The 14,445-nt window shown below is 62.3% G+C and carries 12 protein-coding genes; 3 read left to right on the forward strand and 9 right to left on the reverse strand.

Annotated elements, in window-relative coordinates; genetic code table 11:
- The first annotated feature begins 381 nt into the window (after positions 1-381).
- Both NKG99_RS01670 and NKG99_RS01675 read left to right on the forward strand, forming a co-directional pair.
- Complete coding sequence (locus NKG99_RS01670; RefSeq protein WP_352863541.1) at positions 382-792, forward strand: winged helix-turn-helix transcriptional regulator; 411 nt, start codon at positions 382-384, stop codon at positions 790-792.
- 166 nt (positions 793-958) lie between these two features.
- Positions 959-2,386, forward strand: coding sequence for an aldehyde dehydrogenase family protein (locus NKG99_RS01675; RefSeq protein ID WP_352863543.1), 1,428 nt, complete (start codon positions 959-961; stop codon positions 2,384-2,386).
- A gap of 93 nt (positions 2,387-2,479) precedes the next feature.
- Here the strand turns inward: NKG99_RS01675 and NKG99_RS01680 are convergent, their stop codons facing one another.
- On the reverse strand, positions 2,480-2,713 hold the full coding sequence (locus tag NKG99_RS01680) for a hypothetical protein (protein ID WP_352863544.1): 234 nt from the start codon (positions 2,711-2,713) through the stop codon (positions 2,480-2,482).
- A 660-nt stretch (positions 2,714-3,373) separates the two neighbouring features.
- On the reverse strand, positions 3,374-5,443 hold the full coding sequence (locus NKG99_RS01685) for an oxidoreductase (protein WP_352863545.1): 2,070 nt from the start codon (positions 5,441-5,443) through the stop codon (positions 3,374-3,376).
- Positions 5,444-5,707: 264 nt separating this feature from the next.
- Between NKG99_RS01685 and argE the strand changes: the two genes are divergently transcribed.
- Positions 5,708-6,874, forward strand: a complete 1,167-nt coding sequence (argE, locus tag NKG99_RS01690) for an acetylornithine deacetylase (RefSeq protein WP_352863547.1) — start codon at positions 5,708-5,710, stop codon at positions 6,872-6,874.
- A gap of 10 nt (positions 6,875-6,884) precedes the next feature.
- Here the strand turns inward: argE and NKG99_RS01695 are convergent, their stop codons facing one another.
- The 7 genes from NKG99_RS01695 to NKG99_RS01725 all read right to left on the reverse strand — a co-directional run bounded on the left by NKG99_RS01695 (position 6,885) and on the right by NKG99_RS01725 (position 14,440).
- Positions 6,885-7,820 (reverse strand): LysR family transcriptional regulator, encoded by a 936-nt coding sequence (locus NKG99_RS01695; RefSeq protein ID WP_091581784.1) that lies wholly within the window; start codon positions 7,818-7,820, stop codon positions 6,885-6,887.
- A gap of 50 nt (positions 7,821-7,870) precedes the next feature.
- The gene (locus NKG99_RS01700) at positions 7,871-9,352 is read right to left on the reverse strand and encodes an aldehyde dehydrogenase (protein WP_352863548.1); all 1,482 of its coding nucleotides are present in this window, start codon (positions 9,350-9,352) and stop codon (positions 7,871-7,873) included.
- 26 nt (positions 9,353-9,378) lie between these two features.
- Complete coding sequence (locus NKG99_RS01705) at positions 9,379-10,053, reverse strand: DUF1028 domain-containing protein (protein ID WP_352863550.1); 675 nt, start codon at positions 10,051-10,053, stop codon at positions 9,379-9,381.
- A 5-nt stretch (positions 10,054-10,058) separates the two neighbouring features.
- Entirely contained in the window at positions 10,059-10,475 is a 417-nt protein-coding gene (locus NKG99_RS01710) for a RidA family protein (RefSeq protein WP_352863551.1), read from the reverse strand.
- 38 nt (positions 10,476-10,513) lie between these two features.
- The gene (locus NKG99_RS01715; RefSeq protein WP_352863552.1) at positions 10,514-11,788 is read right to left on the reverse strand and encodes a flavin-containing monooxygenase; all 1,275 of its coding nucleotides are present in this window, start codon (positions 11,786-11,788) and stop codon (positions 10,514-10,516) included.
- A gap of 147 nt (positions 11,789-11,935) precedes the next feature.
- Positions 11,936-13,540, reverse strand: a complete 1,605-nt coding sequence (locus tag NKG99_RS01720) for a GMC family oxidoreductase (protein WP_352863554.1) — start codon at positions 13,538-13,540, stop codon at positions 11,936-11,938.
- A gap of 96 nt (positions 13,541-13,636) precedes the next feature.
- Complete coding sequence (locus tag NKG99_RS01725) at positions 13,637-14,440, reverse strand: ABC transporter ATP-binding protein (RefSeq protein ID WP_352863555.1); 804 nt, start codon at positions 14,438-14,440, stop codon at positions 13,637-13,639.
- Positions 14,441-14,445: the final 5 nt, after the last annotated feature.

Raw genomic sequence — 14,445 nt, forward strand, 5'->3', positions numbered from 1 at the left:
TGGAGAACATACGAGAACGGCAATTACCGGTGCGGTTGCCGCCCCCATTCGGACGAACCTCTGTCGTCCTGGATCAGTCGCCATGCGGCCTTCAACGCGGCCTCTCCGTTTGTCATGCTTTGGCACTGCCTTCCAGAGGTGCCGTCGCTGCGCAGCGCCGACCTCCATCTCAGCGACGCTGACCAGATCAGGCTGGCCAACATGTTCGCCATCAAACCGACCGTCTTGCGCGGCATGACCTTCACCAGTGCACCAACGTTGTCGCATCGGCACCGGACACAAATAGAACTCCGTTGCGTTAACAAGGCTTACAGGTATATGATGTAAACCTAGCGTCAATCAGGCACCTGAAGTCGCCTAGGTATATCGAAGGAACCCATTATGCTTGAACTGGAACCGCTCTGCTTTTCTTCTGAATGCCCGAGCCGGGCTCTATTCGATCAGATCGCCGACAAGTGGTCGATGATGGTGATTGCGGTTCTCAATGAGGGACCGCAGCGCTTCAATGCCATCCGCCGCCGCTTGCAAGGGGTGACGCAGAAGGCTCTCACTCAGTGCCTTCGCCGCCTCGAGCGCAACGGTCTTATAGCGAGAGAGGTAATTTCACTCTCCCCAGTGGCGGTGCAATATCAGCTGACGCCACTCGGCCATACCTTGCGGGAGCCCCTTCAGGAACTGCACAAGTGGACGTTGGTGAAACTGCCGGAGGTCACCGAAGCGAGAGAGGTTTTCGACAGCAAGGGCGGCGGGCAGAAGGCAGCAGACAGGTCGCTGATACAATTACGCCTGTGACACGAACTGAGCGGCGGATGCTTTCAACAGATGGTTCGCCATCGTGCACGGAATGATGAACCCGGGTCAAGTATACTCTGCCCTACCAGCGCGACTTCAAGTGCCTGATTGACGCCAAGTTTACAAAAGATACTTATGGCTCCATCAACAATGATGGAGCTTTCTCATGCGTAACAATCTTCAATTCTATATCGACGGAACCTGGGTGCAGCCCAAAAGCACAGCCGTAATCGATGTTATCAATCCCGCGGACGAAACCGTCATTGGTCAAGTCGCGCTGGGCGATGCGAGTGACGTGGACGATGCGGTTTCAGCCGCGCGAAAGGCATTTGAAACGTATTCACTCACCTCGATTGAGGAGCGAATTTCGCTCTTCGACCGGATTATTGCTGCCTACGACAAGCGAGCTAGCGACCTAGCCCTAGCGGTAATGGATGAAATGGGCGCGCCGCAATGGCTTTCAGAGCAACTGCAGGTGACCGTCGGTGTTGCCCATTTCCAGATTGCACGAGCAGCGCTTGCGACCTACCGTTTCGATGAGCCGCTTGGCACAAGCGAAGTCGTACGCGAGCCGATCGGCGTTTGCGCCCTGATCACGCCGTGGAATTGGCCATTGATGCTGATGGCCGCAAAGGTGGCACCTGCGCTCGCTGCGGGTTGCACCGTGGTGTTGAAACCATCTGAAATCGGACCGTTCTCAGGTACGATCTTTGCTGAGATCCTCCATGACGCCGGAGTTCCCAAAGGAGTGTTCAATCTTGTTCATGGCGATGGCCGCGTTGTCGGCAATGCTTTGACGAGCCATCCCGACGTGGATCTTGTCTCCTTCACCGGCTCCACCGCGGCTGGGATCGAGGTGGCTCGCACCGGTGCGCTGACTGTCAAAAGAGTACATCAGGAACTTGGAGGAAAGTCACCCAACATCGTCCTGCGTAGTGCAGACCTCGCATCTGCTGTCGAAGGCGGTGTAGCTCAGATGATGCTGAACAGCGGACAGTCCTGCAGCGCACCGTCTCGGATGCTGGTCCATGTCGATCAGGCTGCCGAAGCTATTGGCTATGCCAAGACAGCCGCCGAAACCTGGTCGGTCGGCCATCCTTCTTCCAATGCAAAAATGGGACCGGTAGCTTCGGAAGCGCAATGGAACAAAATCCAGCGTCTGATCCAGTCGGGGCTCGATGAAGGCGCCACGCTTGTGACTGGAGGGCTTGGCCGTCCCGATGGACTTGATGCTGGCTTTTACGTCCGGCCTACGATCTTTGCCGATGTGCGCAACGACATGACGATCGCACGTGAAGAAATCTTCGGGCCAGTCCTGGTCATCATCGCCTATTCCGACGAAGAGGAAGCAGTGAGGATCGCCAACGACACGACCTACGGCCTTGCCGCCTATGTGCAGGGTGAGCGGGTTGCGGCCGAAGCCATCGCGCGTCGCCTGCGTGCCGGCCAAGTCTACTTGAACAATGTTAATCTTGATCTGGCTGCACCCTTCGGCGGCTACAAGCAGTCCGGCAACGGACGTGAATGGGGTCCGATGGCAATTGCCGAGTTTCTCGAGATCAAGGCCATCGTTGGTTTCCGCGATGCAGCCTGACATCTAGGTTACTTTGACAATGGATGCCCGGAGCCAGATTGGTCCGGGCATTCAGCGAATGTTTACCAACTGGCAACCAAGTTATTCGTGGGACTATTTTTGAAAAGCCACGATGTTCTCACTCAACCAGGCAGCGACAGATCGCGGCGCCTTGCCGGTCAGGTCTGTAAAAGTCGCTGTCGTTTCCGCGAACTCCCTGAACAATCGGTCGATTCCCAGCAGAACATCGGCCACCAGGTCGCTGGCGCCTGAACCGATCAGCGAGTGACGCACCTGCCGCTCCTGCCGATAGACCTCCCGGATGAGATCGTGGGCCGAGGAGTTCAACGTAGAACCGTCGCGACCGATCCTGATCGGTGCAGATGAGCGCGACGTGGTGAATGGCCTTCAGCATACTACGAACTCTAGCCAAGCTGGGGTTTGAGGCCAAGGTCACGGCGTCGCAGTGCCCGCTCTGATGGCTTGGTGAGACCACGCCTGTAGCCGGCGGCATGGACCTTGAACGTCTTTGCTCAATCCTGGGGAATCCCAATTCAGCTAGAATGCGCAGCTCGGAGCCAGGGAGGCATCGCCCCCCTGATCGTGAGAATCGTTCCCCGCGCATGGTCGCCGGGAAGCCTCGCAGGTGCGTTTGGCTGTGCAGGGCATGGACCGAGTCGTACGGCTGGTAACGTGCAAGCCGCTGCTTGGCGAGCCTGTTGGCGAACCTCGTGGCGAACCCGCCAATAAGCCACTGATAAATAACGATAATGGTGGGCCCGGAGGATGTGCGAGAAATATTGATTTCATTGGCTTTTTCGTGGGCCAAAATAAAAAGTCTTCCCGTATTGTACCGTATCGTCCCGCGACCGCTTTAAAGTACCCTTACCTCCTTCACAGGCAGGTACAGGTCCATCTTCGCGGCAGGTAAAAAACCGTCATTTCCGCTAGAGATCGCGCTTCCCAACACGATCTCCCAAAAGCCTGGGTTAAGGATGATCCCGTCCTCTATTCCGCGGCCAGTGCCGTCACTTCTCGCCGGAACGGCAGCGCGTCGCCGATATCGAGTTCGTCCAGCTCACGAGCGAAACGATGGCCGGCGTAGGTCGCCCAGGCAATCGGGCCTGGCGCCTCGGCATCGCCGATGACCTTGATCGAGCGAATGCCACTATCGGCCCACTCGTCCCGCCGCGCCTTCAATTCGCGCCAGACGCCATCGTCCTGTTGGCGCGACGTCACCAGCACCACGCCATCTGCGGCGATGTCATGTCGGGTGCCCGTATAAGCACAGGCAGTGACAACACCTCCCGACACGATGTGAGTCATGATCTGGTTCAGCACGATCTCGACGCCGAGCTCGGCCAGCCGGCGATGGATGGTGCCTTGCTCCAGCGTGTTGCGGGTCCAGTCGGACACATAGGCGGACGGCGTCACCAGCGTCACCTTCGCGCCCCGGCGCGCCATAAGCTCTGCCAGAACGCCACCCATGTAGTAGTGGTCGTCGTCGAACAACACGACGTTGCCGGTCGGTACATTTCCGCTCATCAGGTCGTCCGGGGTATAGAGCGGCATGGCCAGATCCATCGGCATCGGCACGACATGCGCACGCGCCACGCCGTCACGGCGCCATGTCGAGCCGGTGGCAATGGCGATGTTCTGAAACCCGAAGGCCAGGATATCCTCGGCGGACAATCGGCTCTCGAAATAGACGTCGACATTGGACATCTGGCTGAGCTGATATTGGCGATAGTCGCGTACGCGACCCCAGGCGGAGAGACCAGGCAAGCGGCACTCGCGTGCCACGCGGCCGCCGAGCTCGGTGCCGGCCTCGGCGATCGCCACCTGGTAGCCGCGCAGGCCGAGTGCGCGGGCGGCCTCAAGCCCGGCGGGACCGGCGCCGACGATCAGCACGCTCTCACTGTCGCCCTTGGCCTGCATCCGCTCCGGATGCCAACCCTTGCGCCATTCCTCCATGAAGGTCGGGTTCTGCGTGCAGCGCGAGATCGACATGGTCATGTCGCCGGCGATGCAGATGTTGCAGCCGATGCATTCGCGAATGTCCTCGATCCGCCCCTCTTCCACCTTCTTCGGCAGGAAGGGGTCGGCAATCGACGGGCGCGCGCAGCCGATGAAATCAAGCGTACCGGACCTGATCATCTTCACCATCACGTCCGGCGACGTAAAGCGCCCGACGCCGACGACCGGCTTTGAGGTCAGCTTCTTGATGCCGGACACGAGGCTCTCCTGCGCGGCCTCCTCCTTGAACCGCGACGGCCCGGAGCAGTCCTCCCAGGCGCCATGGGCCAGATCCCAGAGGTCGGGCAGGTCGGCATGCATCTCGATCATGTCGCGCACTTCGGAATTGGCGAAACCCAGCTCGCCGATCATCTCGTCCAGCGATAGCCGCAGCGTCAGGCCGCAAGTGTCGCCGATGGCGTCCCTGCCCTCCTCAATCAGCTCCCGCATCAGCCGCGAGCGGTTTTCCAGCGAGCCGCCATACTCGTCGCTGCGCTGGTTGGTGGCGGTCGACAGGAAGTGCTGGATGATGCCGAAGCCATGCGCGCCGTAGAGACAGACCAGGTCGAAACCCGCCAGCTTGGCGCGTTTGAAGGCATTGCGATGCCAGCGGCGCAGGTCGCGTATATCCTGCTTGTCCATGGCGCGTGCCTGAACCGGGTCATTGGTGAAGGTGCGGATGGGCAAGGCCGACGGTCCGCGCGGCACTTCCTTGGTGTAGAGGTTCGGTCCGTTGATACCGGAATAGGCCAGCTGGATGCCGGCCAGCGCGCCATGCTGGTGCATGGCCTTGGCCATCCTGGCGAGCGCCGGGATATCGGCGTCGTCCCACAGCCTGAGCTCGATGAAGGGCGTGATCTCCGAGGTGTGGTGCATCTCGGTTTGCTCGGTGAAAATGACACCCCAGCCGCCTTCCGACTTGATGCGCCGCATCTCGGCCGCGGCGGACGGATCGCGATAGCCGCCGCCATTGCAGTGCGGCACCTGGTAGAAGCGGTTCTTGGCGGTCACCGGACCGATCTTCACAGGCTCGAACAGAATGTCGTAGCGTGGATCACGCATGGTGCTTCCTTCCTGCCAGCGTCGCATCGCGGCATGCGCGGTGATGCTTTCAAACCTTGACGGTGGGTAGATGCCGTGAACCTACTCATAAGTTGCGGCGCGCGCCGGAAAACTACAGATTTCTTCTGTGCCGATTAGGACGCGCCTAATCAGCCCCCGCCGCCTGGGTTAGCATCCGGTGAATCCCGGCTGAGCCAAATGCGACTTCAGCGCCGCGGCCACGCGATGCTAGATAGCGCGCACGGCCAATGAGACATACAACACATGGACAGCATCCGAATCCTTGAAAAGCTGATCGCATTCCCGACGGTGAGCCGCGTTTCGAATCTCGACCTCATCGGCTACGTGACGGAGTTGTTGGCGGCACAGGGCATTGCATGCCAGATCGTCCGCAGCGCGGACGGCCATAAGGCGAACCTTTTCACCACCATAGGGCCGGCCGACACTCCCGGCGTCATGCTGTCCGGCCATACCGATGTCGTCCCCATCGACGGCCAGGACTGGACGCTGCCGCCTTTCGAGATGAGCGCGCGCGACGGCAAGCTTTACGGCCGCGGCGCGGCCGACATGAAGGGTTTCGTGGCCTGTGCGCTTGCCGCGTGCCTCAAGGCCTCGAAAATGAGCCTGCAAACGCCCTTGCATCTGGCGCTTTCCTACGACGAAGAGGTCGGCTGCATCGGTGTGCACAGCCTTATCGACATGCTGCATGCTGCGCCGCACCGGCCATTGTTGTGCATCGTCGGCGAGCCGACCAGCATGCAGGTTGCGACCGGCCACAAGGGCAAGCTTGCGGTGCGCGCCATCTGCAGGGGACGGGAAGGCCATTCGGCGCTGGCCCCCTTGGCACTCAATGCCATTCATCTGGGCTGTGACTTCGTCTCCGCACTGCGCCAAGAACAGGATCGGCTGGCGCGCGATGGCGTACGCGACGGCGACTACGACATTCCCTACACGACCGTCCACGTTGGCAAGATGAATGCCGGCGTGGCGCTCAACATCGTGCCGAACCTCTGCCAGCTCGACTTCGAGATCCGCAATGTCGCGGCCGACAATCCCGACCAAATCCTCAATGGGTTGCGCGCGGCGGCAGCGCGCATTGCCGCTGCGGCTTCAACGATCGCGCCAGAGGCGGCCATCGACATCGATATCACCAACACCTATCCAGGGCTGGACACGCCTGCGAACTCGCAGGCCGTAGGCTTCGTCAAATCGTTGACCGGCGCCAACGACACCATCAAGGTTGCCTTCGGCACCGAAGGTGGATTGTTCAGCCGCGACCTCGGCACGCCGACCATCGTGTGCGGACCAGGCTCGATGGCGCAAGGGCACAGATCGGACGAATTCGTCAGCGTCGAACAGATGCGCCGCTGCGACGGCATGCTGGACAATCTGCTGCGGCGGCTTGCCGATCGCCGGCTTCAGGTGGCATGAAGCAACGCCGCTATTCCACGACCCTACCGCTGCCGAACACGCCCTGTTCGACGACGAAACGGCGGCAATGATCGATGAATGCCTGCACCGTTTGGGTGCGATGCTCAGCGTTGGGTAATGCAACCCCCATGGTCAGAGGCCGCAAATCCCCCTCCAGAGGCACGAAGACCAGAGGCTTGCCGTCCGGCGCCAGCGTGTTGAGCGGCCGCATGTTGGCGATGCCATAGCCGAAGCCGTTCGCAACCATCGAACGCATCACCGCGATGTCGCCGGTGCGCTCGGCAATGTTCGGCCGGATGCCTCGCGAATGAAAGGCCGAGAGGAAATATTCGCGGCTATATGGCAGGTCGAGCAGCACCATCGGCTCGTCGGCCAGCTCTTCCGGCGTGATGGAAGCCTTGCCGGCGAAGCGGTGCCCCTGTGGCAACATGACATAGGCCGGAACCAGCATCAGCGGTTCGAACGTCGTGTCCTGCGACAGTTCTAGATCGTAGGTCAGCGCCGCGTCGATTTCGCCTCGTTGCAACATTTCGAGCAGCTGACCCTGGTTGCGTTCGAACTGCCTGAACCGCACCTCGGGATAGGCGCGCTCGAACTTCATGCGCAGGGTCGGCATGACGATTTGCGCGAAGGTCAGCAGGCATCCGACCGCCAGCGGCCCACGCACCTTCTCGGCGATGTCGCCGGCAATATCGTGCAAAGCGTCGGCGTCGGCCAGCAGCCTGGCGGCCTCCTTGAGGAAAACGCGCCCGCCGGCCGTGAGTGACAGGCCATGCGAATGCTTGCGCACAAAAAGCTGGACGCCGAATTCGGCCTCGAGCTGCGCGATGGACGCCGAGATCGAAGGCGGCGAAACATTGACCTGTTCGGCCGCCTTGGTAATGGAGCCGGCTTCGCCGACGGCGACGAAATATTCCAGTTGTCTCAGCGTGAAGCGTAACGGCATGGGCGGCTATGTTGCCGGTTTGGGCGCTGCGATCAAGCGCCCGCACTGCCTCAGTACTTGATCCATGTCGTTTTCAGCGCGGTGTACTTGTCCAGCGAATGCAGCGACAGGTCGCGACCGAAGCCGGATTGCTTGATCCCGCCGAACGGGGTCATCGGGCTCAGCGCATCGACCGTATTGACGGAAACCGTGCCGGCGCGGAGCCGGCCGGCAACGCGGTGCGCGCGCGAGAGACTGTCGGTCCACAGTGATGCGGCCAGTCCGTACGGGCTGTCATTGGCAATGCGGATAGCCTCCTCTTCGTCGTCGAAGGCTATGACCGAAAGCACCGGTCCGAATATCTCGTCGCGGGCAATCGGGTCGTCATGGGCAACATTGTCGAAGATGGTGGGCTGTATGAAGCTGCCGCGACCGTTGATCGTGACCCGATCGCCGCCGGCAACCAGGCGCGCGGTCTTCTTGCCGGCCTCGACGAACCGCATGACGTTGGCGGCGTGGTGGGCATCGACCATGGCGCCCATTTTCGAGGCCGGGTCGAGCGGATCGCCAGGCTGGGTGGCCGCAGCGCGCTCCGCCAGCTTCTCCAGAAGCGCATCCTTGATGCCGCGTTGCACGAGCAGGCGCGAATTGGCCGAACAGACCTCGCCCTGGTTGAAGAAGATGCCGAACGCCGCCATGTCGGCTGCCGCATCGAGATCGCCGCAATCGGCGAAGACAAGGTTCGGGCTTTTGCCACCTGTTTCAAGCCAGACCTGCTTCATGTTCGACTGGCCCGAATACTGCAGGAACATCTTGCCGACCGAGGTCGATCCGGTGAAGGCAAGGCAATCCACATCCATGTGGCGGCCGAGCGCCTGGCCGGCCGTCTCGCCAAGGCCAGGCACGACATTGAACACACCGGCGGGCAGGCCCGCCTCCATGGCAAGTTCCGCCAGCCGGAGTGCCGAGAAAGGCGACTGCTCCGCAGGCTTCAGCACTACCGAATTGCCCGCCGCCAGCGCGGGCGCGCATTTCCAGGTCGCCATGTCGAGCGGAAAATTCCACGGCACCACGGCGCCGATGACGCCGAGCGGCTCGCGCCGCACCAGCACCAGATCGCTTCCGCCGGTCGGCGCCACTTCGTCGTAGATCTTGTCGATGGCCTCGCCATACCACTGGAAGATCGCCGCAGAACCCGGGACATCGACAGTCGCCGCATCCATGACAAGCTTGCCCGTGTCGAGCGACTCGAGCAGGGCAAGCTCCTCCAGGTTTTCGCGCAGCAGCCGCGCCAGCCGCAGCAGCACCTCCTTGCGGTGCGCCGGTCTTGTGCGTGACCAGACACCGGCCTCGAAACTGCGGCGCGCCGCGGCAACGGCGAGATCGATATCTTCCTCGCCGCAGGACGCCACCTCGGCCAGCGTTTCGCCGGTGGCCGGGTTGATGCTGGCGAAGGTTCGGCCCGAACGCGCCGCGACCGTCTTGCCGTCGATGAACGCCTTGTCGCGAAAACGGATCGCGGATGCCTTGCTGATCCAGTCCTTGTGACTCACGCGGATGCCTTCCCCCTGTGTGCCGGCTACTCGTCGCCCGGCACACCGTAGCTCGGCGCGTCGGACGGATTGATCGCACGGGTCACATAGGCATCGAGCTGCGGCTTGTAGATTTCCCACAGGCTTGCCAATTGCTCGATCGGGCAGTCGTCTGTCCAGTCGCAGCGCAGGTCCGCGACGGGCCATGCGACTTCGCGCACCAGTTTCATTCCAGCGGAGTGGACCGGGCCCGCCTCGCCACCCACTCTCAGCGTGGCGCGCAGGGTCGCGATCAGGCGGTCGCCGAGATGCCCTTCAGAGGCGAGGAAGGCCTCGACCATGGCTTGCGGCACGCCATCATGGGCCAGCATGTTGCCGCCGCAGGCGACATTGTCCGCACGCGCCTCCGCCCAGATGCCAAGCGCCTTAGGCCCGGAGTGAATAGCGGTTGTCCCGGCGACATCGACAGCCAGCACCTGACGGTAGTCGCTGTAGGCGCCGGTGCGCTTCAGGATAGCGACCGCCTCGGCGGCCGAGGCACCGCGCGCCAGCAGTTCGAGCCCCCTGGTGCCGAGCGTCGGATCGGTGACGTTCTGGCTGGCGACCGCGCCCACGCCCGCCTGCGCATAGGCGCAACGCGCCGCCACCGCCGGAGAGGAAGACGACACCGCGACGCCGAACATGCCGGTGCGGCTGCATCGCGCGACGATGGAGAAGGTCATGATGATCAGTCCGGAATGACGGCGGTGCCGTCGATCTCGACCAGCCAGTCCGGCCGCGCCAGGGCCTGCACGACGAGGCCGGTCGAAACGGGATGCACGCCTTTGATGTACTCGCCTATGGTGCGGTAGACCGCCTCGCGATGGCGCACGTCGGTGATGTAGACGACCACCTTCACCAGATGCTCCATGGTGCCGCCGCACTCCTCGATGAGCTGCCTGATGTTCTGCATCACCTTGTGCGTCTGCTCGGCCGGATCGTGGCTATCGACATTCTTGGCGGTGTCGAGATCCTGAGGACACTGGCCGCGCAGATAGACCGTCCGGCCGCCCCGCGTGACGACCGCCTGGCACAGATCATTGTCGAGCTTCTGCTCGGGATAGGTGTCTTTCGTGTTGAACTTGCGGATTCTCGTATGCGCCATTCTGGTCTCCATCAGATCGGGCTCGTGGCTGTTGTCGGTCAGGCGTCCATGGTCTCGCGCCGTGCGGCAGCATGGTAGGCCAGATATTTGCGCTGCGTCGAAATCCGGTCTGCGACATGCTTGGCATCATGCCAGACGCCCCAGATGAAACTCGATCCTCTTCGCGACTGCCAAGGCAGGCCGAGAAAATAGATTCCAGGCTCGGTCGAGACCCCGCGCTGATGCCTTGGCCGGCCCTTCTCGTCAAAGGCATCGACCTTCAACCAGCTGTAATCGACGGCAAAGCCTGTCGCCCAGATGATCGCCGCGATCCCGGCCCCGGCCAGATCGAGCTCACGAAGCGGATTGACCAGGCATTCCGGATCCGGGTCGATCCGCCGGGCCGCGGGCTCCTCCGGGAGGTCGAGACCGTTGCGCGCGACATAGGCGTCGGCCTCGTCCAGAAGCGACATCAGGTTGGCGTCACCGCGGGCAATGTTCTTCGCCAGATCGGGGGCGAAGGTCAGCACGCCGCCCTGATATGTCTTGGTCATGCCGACGAGGGTAAGCCCCTGCGCGGCCAGCCGACGGAAATCAATCGTTTCGCCCCCACGCGCGCCGCTCACCGCAATCGTGACATGTTCCGTGCCAGGCCCCGGGGTTTCGAGGTCCCATTTGCCGAGAACGCCAAGCCACCAGCAGAAATCGCGCCCGCGATAGGCTCGTGGCGGGCGGTCGTGCGGGCCGACCGAGAGGTAGACGCGCCGCCCCGAGCGCTGAAGCTCGTCGGCGATCTGCACACCTGACGATCCCGCCCCGACCACCAGCACCGCGCCCTTTGGCAACTGTCCGGGGTTGCGGTACGCGCTGGAATGAATCTGCAGAATGCCGGCATCGCCGGGGACAAGGGCGGGGATGACGGGGACCTGGAAAGGTCCGGTCGCCGCGACGATGCTGTTGGCTTCGATCACCCCATCGGACGTCTCGACTCGGAATCCGGGCCGACCGACATTTCTTTGCGCGAGCTTGACCTCGACGCCGCAGCGGATCGGCGCATTGATCTGCCTTGCATAGGCGGCGAAATAGTCCGCAACCTCTTCCTTGGAGGGAAAGCCGTCGGGACCCGTCACGGGATATTCCATGCTCGGGAAACGGTCATGCCAGGCTGGCCCATTGGCAACGAGCGAGTCCCATCGCTGCGAACGCCAGCGCTCGGCGATCCGGCCACGCTCGAGAACGAGATGCGGCACCGCGCATTTGCTCAGATGCTCAGACATAGCCACCCCGGCCTGGCCACCGCCGATGACAAGCGTGTCTATTTTTTCCACCGACATTTCTGCGTCCTTTCCCCCCAAGAGTTTCTGCGGATGCGAGGAGGTCAGATCGCTGGTGTACCGGAGGGACTGATTACCGAAAATTACGATTTCACGTGGCAGTGGTTAGCTTGTCCCTAAATGCCAGGAGAGTCGGCCAACGCGAGACTACGACAGCATCGCCCTGGCCGCCTTTTCGCCGATCATCATGGACGGCGCATTAGTGTTGCCGCCAATCAGCGTCGGCATGATCGAGGCGTCCGCCACGCGCAGATTGCCGAAGCCGCGCACCTTGAGGCCGGCGGGATCGACCACTGCCATTGCATCGGTGCCCATCTTGGCCGTGCCGACCGGGTGATAGACGGTCAATGCTTCGGCACGCAGATAGGCGAGGATCTCGTCGTCGGTGACGACATCGGGTCCCGGCAGGATTTCCGGTCCGCGAATATCGGCAAAAACTGGCGAAGCCAGGATCGAGCGCGCCAGCTTGATGCCTTCGACAAGGGTCAGGGCGTCCTGCCCGCCGCTGAAGAAGCGGTGATCGATCAGCACGTTGCGGCGGGTGCCGTCACGCTCAAGCGTGATTTCGCCGACGCTTCCGGGTCTGAGCACGCAGGTGTGCACGGCATAGCCGTGGCCATATTCGACGAGCCGGCCGCGATGGCTGCGGTAGCCCGGAACAAAGTGGAATTGGACATCGGGAATATCGCCGGCATATTTCGTCTTGGCGAAGCCGCCGGCCTCGACATAATTGGTCGTCAGCATGCCCTTGCGCCAGACGAAATACTGAAAGGGTGCAGCCAGCATCGCCGGCAGATTGGCGAGCGACAGGCCAAGCGTCCTGGCGCCGTTCGACCGCACGGTGATCATGCCGTCGACATGGTCGCGCAGGTTCTTGCCGACGCCCGGCACGTTCATAAGCGGTTCTATCCCCGCCGCCTTCAGCTCGTCGGCCGGCCCGATGCCGGAAGCAAGCAGGATGCGCGGCGATCCGATCGCGCCCGCGCTGAGCACGATTTCGGCGCGGCATGTCAGCCTTTGGACCGCGCCGTCCTTGATCACATTGGCGCCCGCGACGCGCCCGCTTTCGACGGCCAGATCGAGCACCTCGACGCCCGACAGGACCTGGAGGTTCGACCGGCCGAGAACCGGCCGGACGAAAGCGGTGTAGGCCGAGAAGCGCTGGCCCTTGTCCTGGGTGACGTTGTAGATGCCCAGGCCGAGTTGGCCATCGGCGTTGAAATCGCGGTTTTCGGGCAGGCCCAGGCCCCGACCCGCCTCTACCCACAGATGGGATACGGCGTTGGGATCCCGCGGATTGTCGACCAGCAGTTCGCCCTCGAAGCCATGATAGGCCGGGCTCTGGGACAGGAGGTTCCGCTCCAGTCTCTTGAAGACCGGCAGCACGTCGGCATAGGACCACCCCGCACAGCCGAGCGCTGCCCACTCGTCGTAATCCTGGGCGGCGCCGCGAATATAGACCATCGAATTGATCGAACTCGATCCGCCAAGAAGCTTGCCCCGGTTGACCGGTATACGGCGGTTGTTGAGCAGCGGCTGCGGCACACCCTTGTAGCCGTAGTCGAAGGCCGGATTGCCGTAGAGCGAGAGAATGCCGGCCGGCACACGCACCCTTGTGCGGTCGTCACTGCCGCCGGCCTCGATGAGGCAGACGCGGTTGGCGGGGTTGGCGCTCAGCCTGTTGGCCAGGACGCAACCGGCCGAGCCCGCGCCGATGACGATATAGTCGAATCCCACGGTCGCGATGCTCATGCCGTGCCTATTTCGTGGTCCACAACGAAGACCACCGGTCTTCGTTTCATGCATGTCGTCTTCCCAAAACCGAGGTCACTTTTGGGCGACATGCATTTAGTGCTCTTCGTCTTCGTCGTTCTTCAAGAGATCGAGGATTTCCCGCTTCATGGCGATGAAGTTCGGCTCCATGACCAGATCCATGCTGCGCGGACGCGGCAGGCCGACGCGGATTTCCTTCTTGATCTGGCCCGGCCGGCCGGACATGACGAGCACCCGATCCGCCAGCAGGATCGCCTCGTCAATGTCGTGGGTGACGAACAGGACGGTTTTCTTGGAATGGTCCCAGATCCTCAAGAGAAGCTTCTGCATGGAGTGGCGGGTCTGGCTGTCGAGCGCGCCGAAGGGTTCGTCCATCAGCAGCACCTGCGGATCGTTGGCGAGCGCGCGCGCAATCGCCACGCGCTGCTTCATGCCGCCCGACAGCTGCGAGGGATAATGGTTGGCGAATTTCGCCAGGCCGACCTCATGGAGAAAATGCTCGACGATCGCCCTGCGCTCGGCCGCCGACATGCCCTTGCGCTTCGGACCGTATTCGACGTTCTGCGCCACCGTCAGCCAGGGAAACAGCGTGTAGGCCTGAAACACCATGCCGCGATCCGGACCCGGCTCGGTGACCGGCTTGCCGCCGACGGCGATCGTGCCGCCGGTGCGCTCCTCGAGTCCGGCGATGAGATAGAGCAGGCTCGACTTGCCGCAGCCGGATGGGCCGACGATCACACAGAACTCATTGGGCGCGACATGGAACGAGATGCCGTCCAGCGCCAGCACGGCGTTGTCGCCCGTGCCGTAGCGCAGCGCCACATTGTCAACGCCGATGTCGGCGCTCTTCGGTTTCGTCGCGAGTGTCAGGGCGTCCATTTCAG

Origin of the sequence: Mesorhizobium sp. M1409 (assembly GCF_040317535.1) — a bacterium.
GTDB lineage: Bacteria > Pseudomonadota > Alphaproteobacteria > Rhizobiales > Rhizobiaceae > Mesorhizobium.

Coding starts and splice junctions, on each gene's coding strand:
- NKG99_RS01670 (WP_352863541.1), top strand. CDS start 382: ATGCTTGAACTGGAACCGCTCTGCTTTTCTTCTGAATGCCCGAGCCGG.
- NKG99_RS01675 (WP_352863543.1), top strand. CDS start 959: ATGCGTAACAATCTTCAATTCTATATCGACGGAACCTGGGTGCAGCCC.
- NKG99_RS01685 (WP_352863545.1), bottom strand. CDS start 5,443: ATGCGTGATCCACGCTACGACATTCTGTTCGAGCCTGTGAAGATCGGT.
- argE (WP_352863547.1), top strand. CDS start 5,708: ATGGACAGCATCCGAATCCTTGAAAAGCTGATCGCATTCCCGACGGTG.
- NKG99_RS01695 (WP_091581784.1), bottom strand. CDS start 7,820: ATGCCGTTACGCTTCACGCTGAGACAACTGGAATATTTCGTCGCCGTC.
- NKG99_RS01705 (WP_352863550.1), bottom strand. CDS start 10,053: ATGACCTTCTCCATCGTCGCGCGATGCAGCCGCACCGGCATGTTCGGC.
- NKG99_RS01710 (WP_352863551.1), bottom strand. CDS start 10,475: ATGGCGCATACGAGAATCCGCAAGTTCAACACGAAAGACACCTATCCC.
- NKG99_RS01715 (WP_352863552.1), bottom strand. CDS start 11,788: ATGTCGGTGGAAAAAATAGACACGCTTGTCATCGGCGGTGGCCAGGCC.
- NKG99_RS01720 (WP_352863554.1), bottom strand. CDS start 13,540: ATGAGCATCGCGACCGTGGGATTCGACTATATCGTCATCGGCGCGGGC.
- NKG99_RS01725 (WP_352863555.1), bottom strand. CDS start 14,440: ATGGACGCCCTGACACTCGCGACGAAACCGAAGAGCGCCGACATCGGC.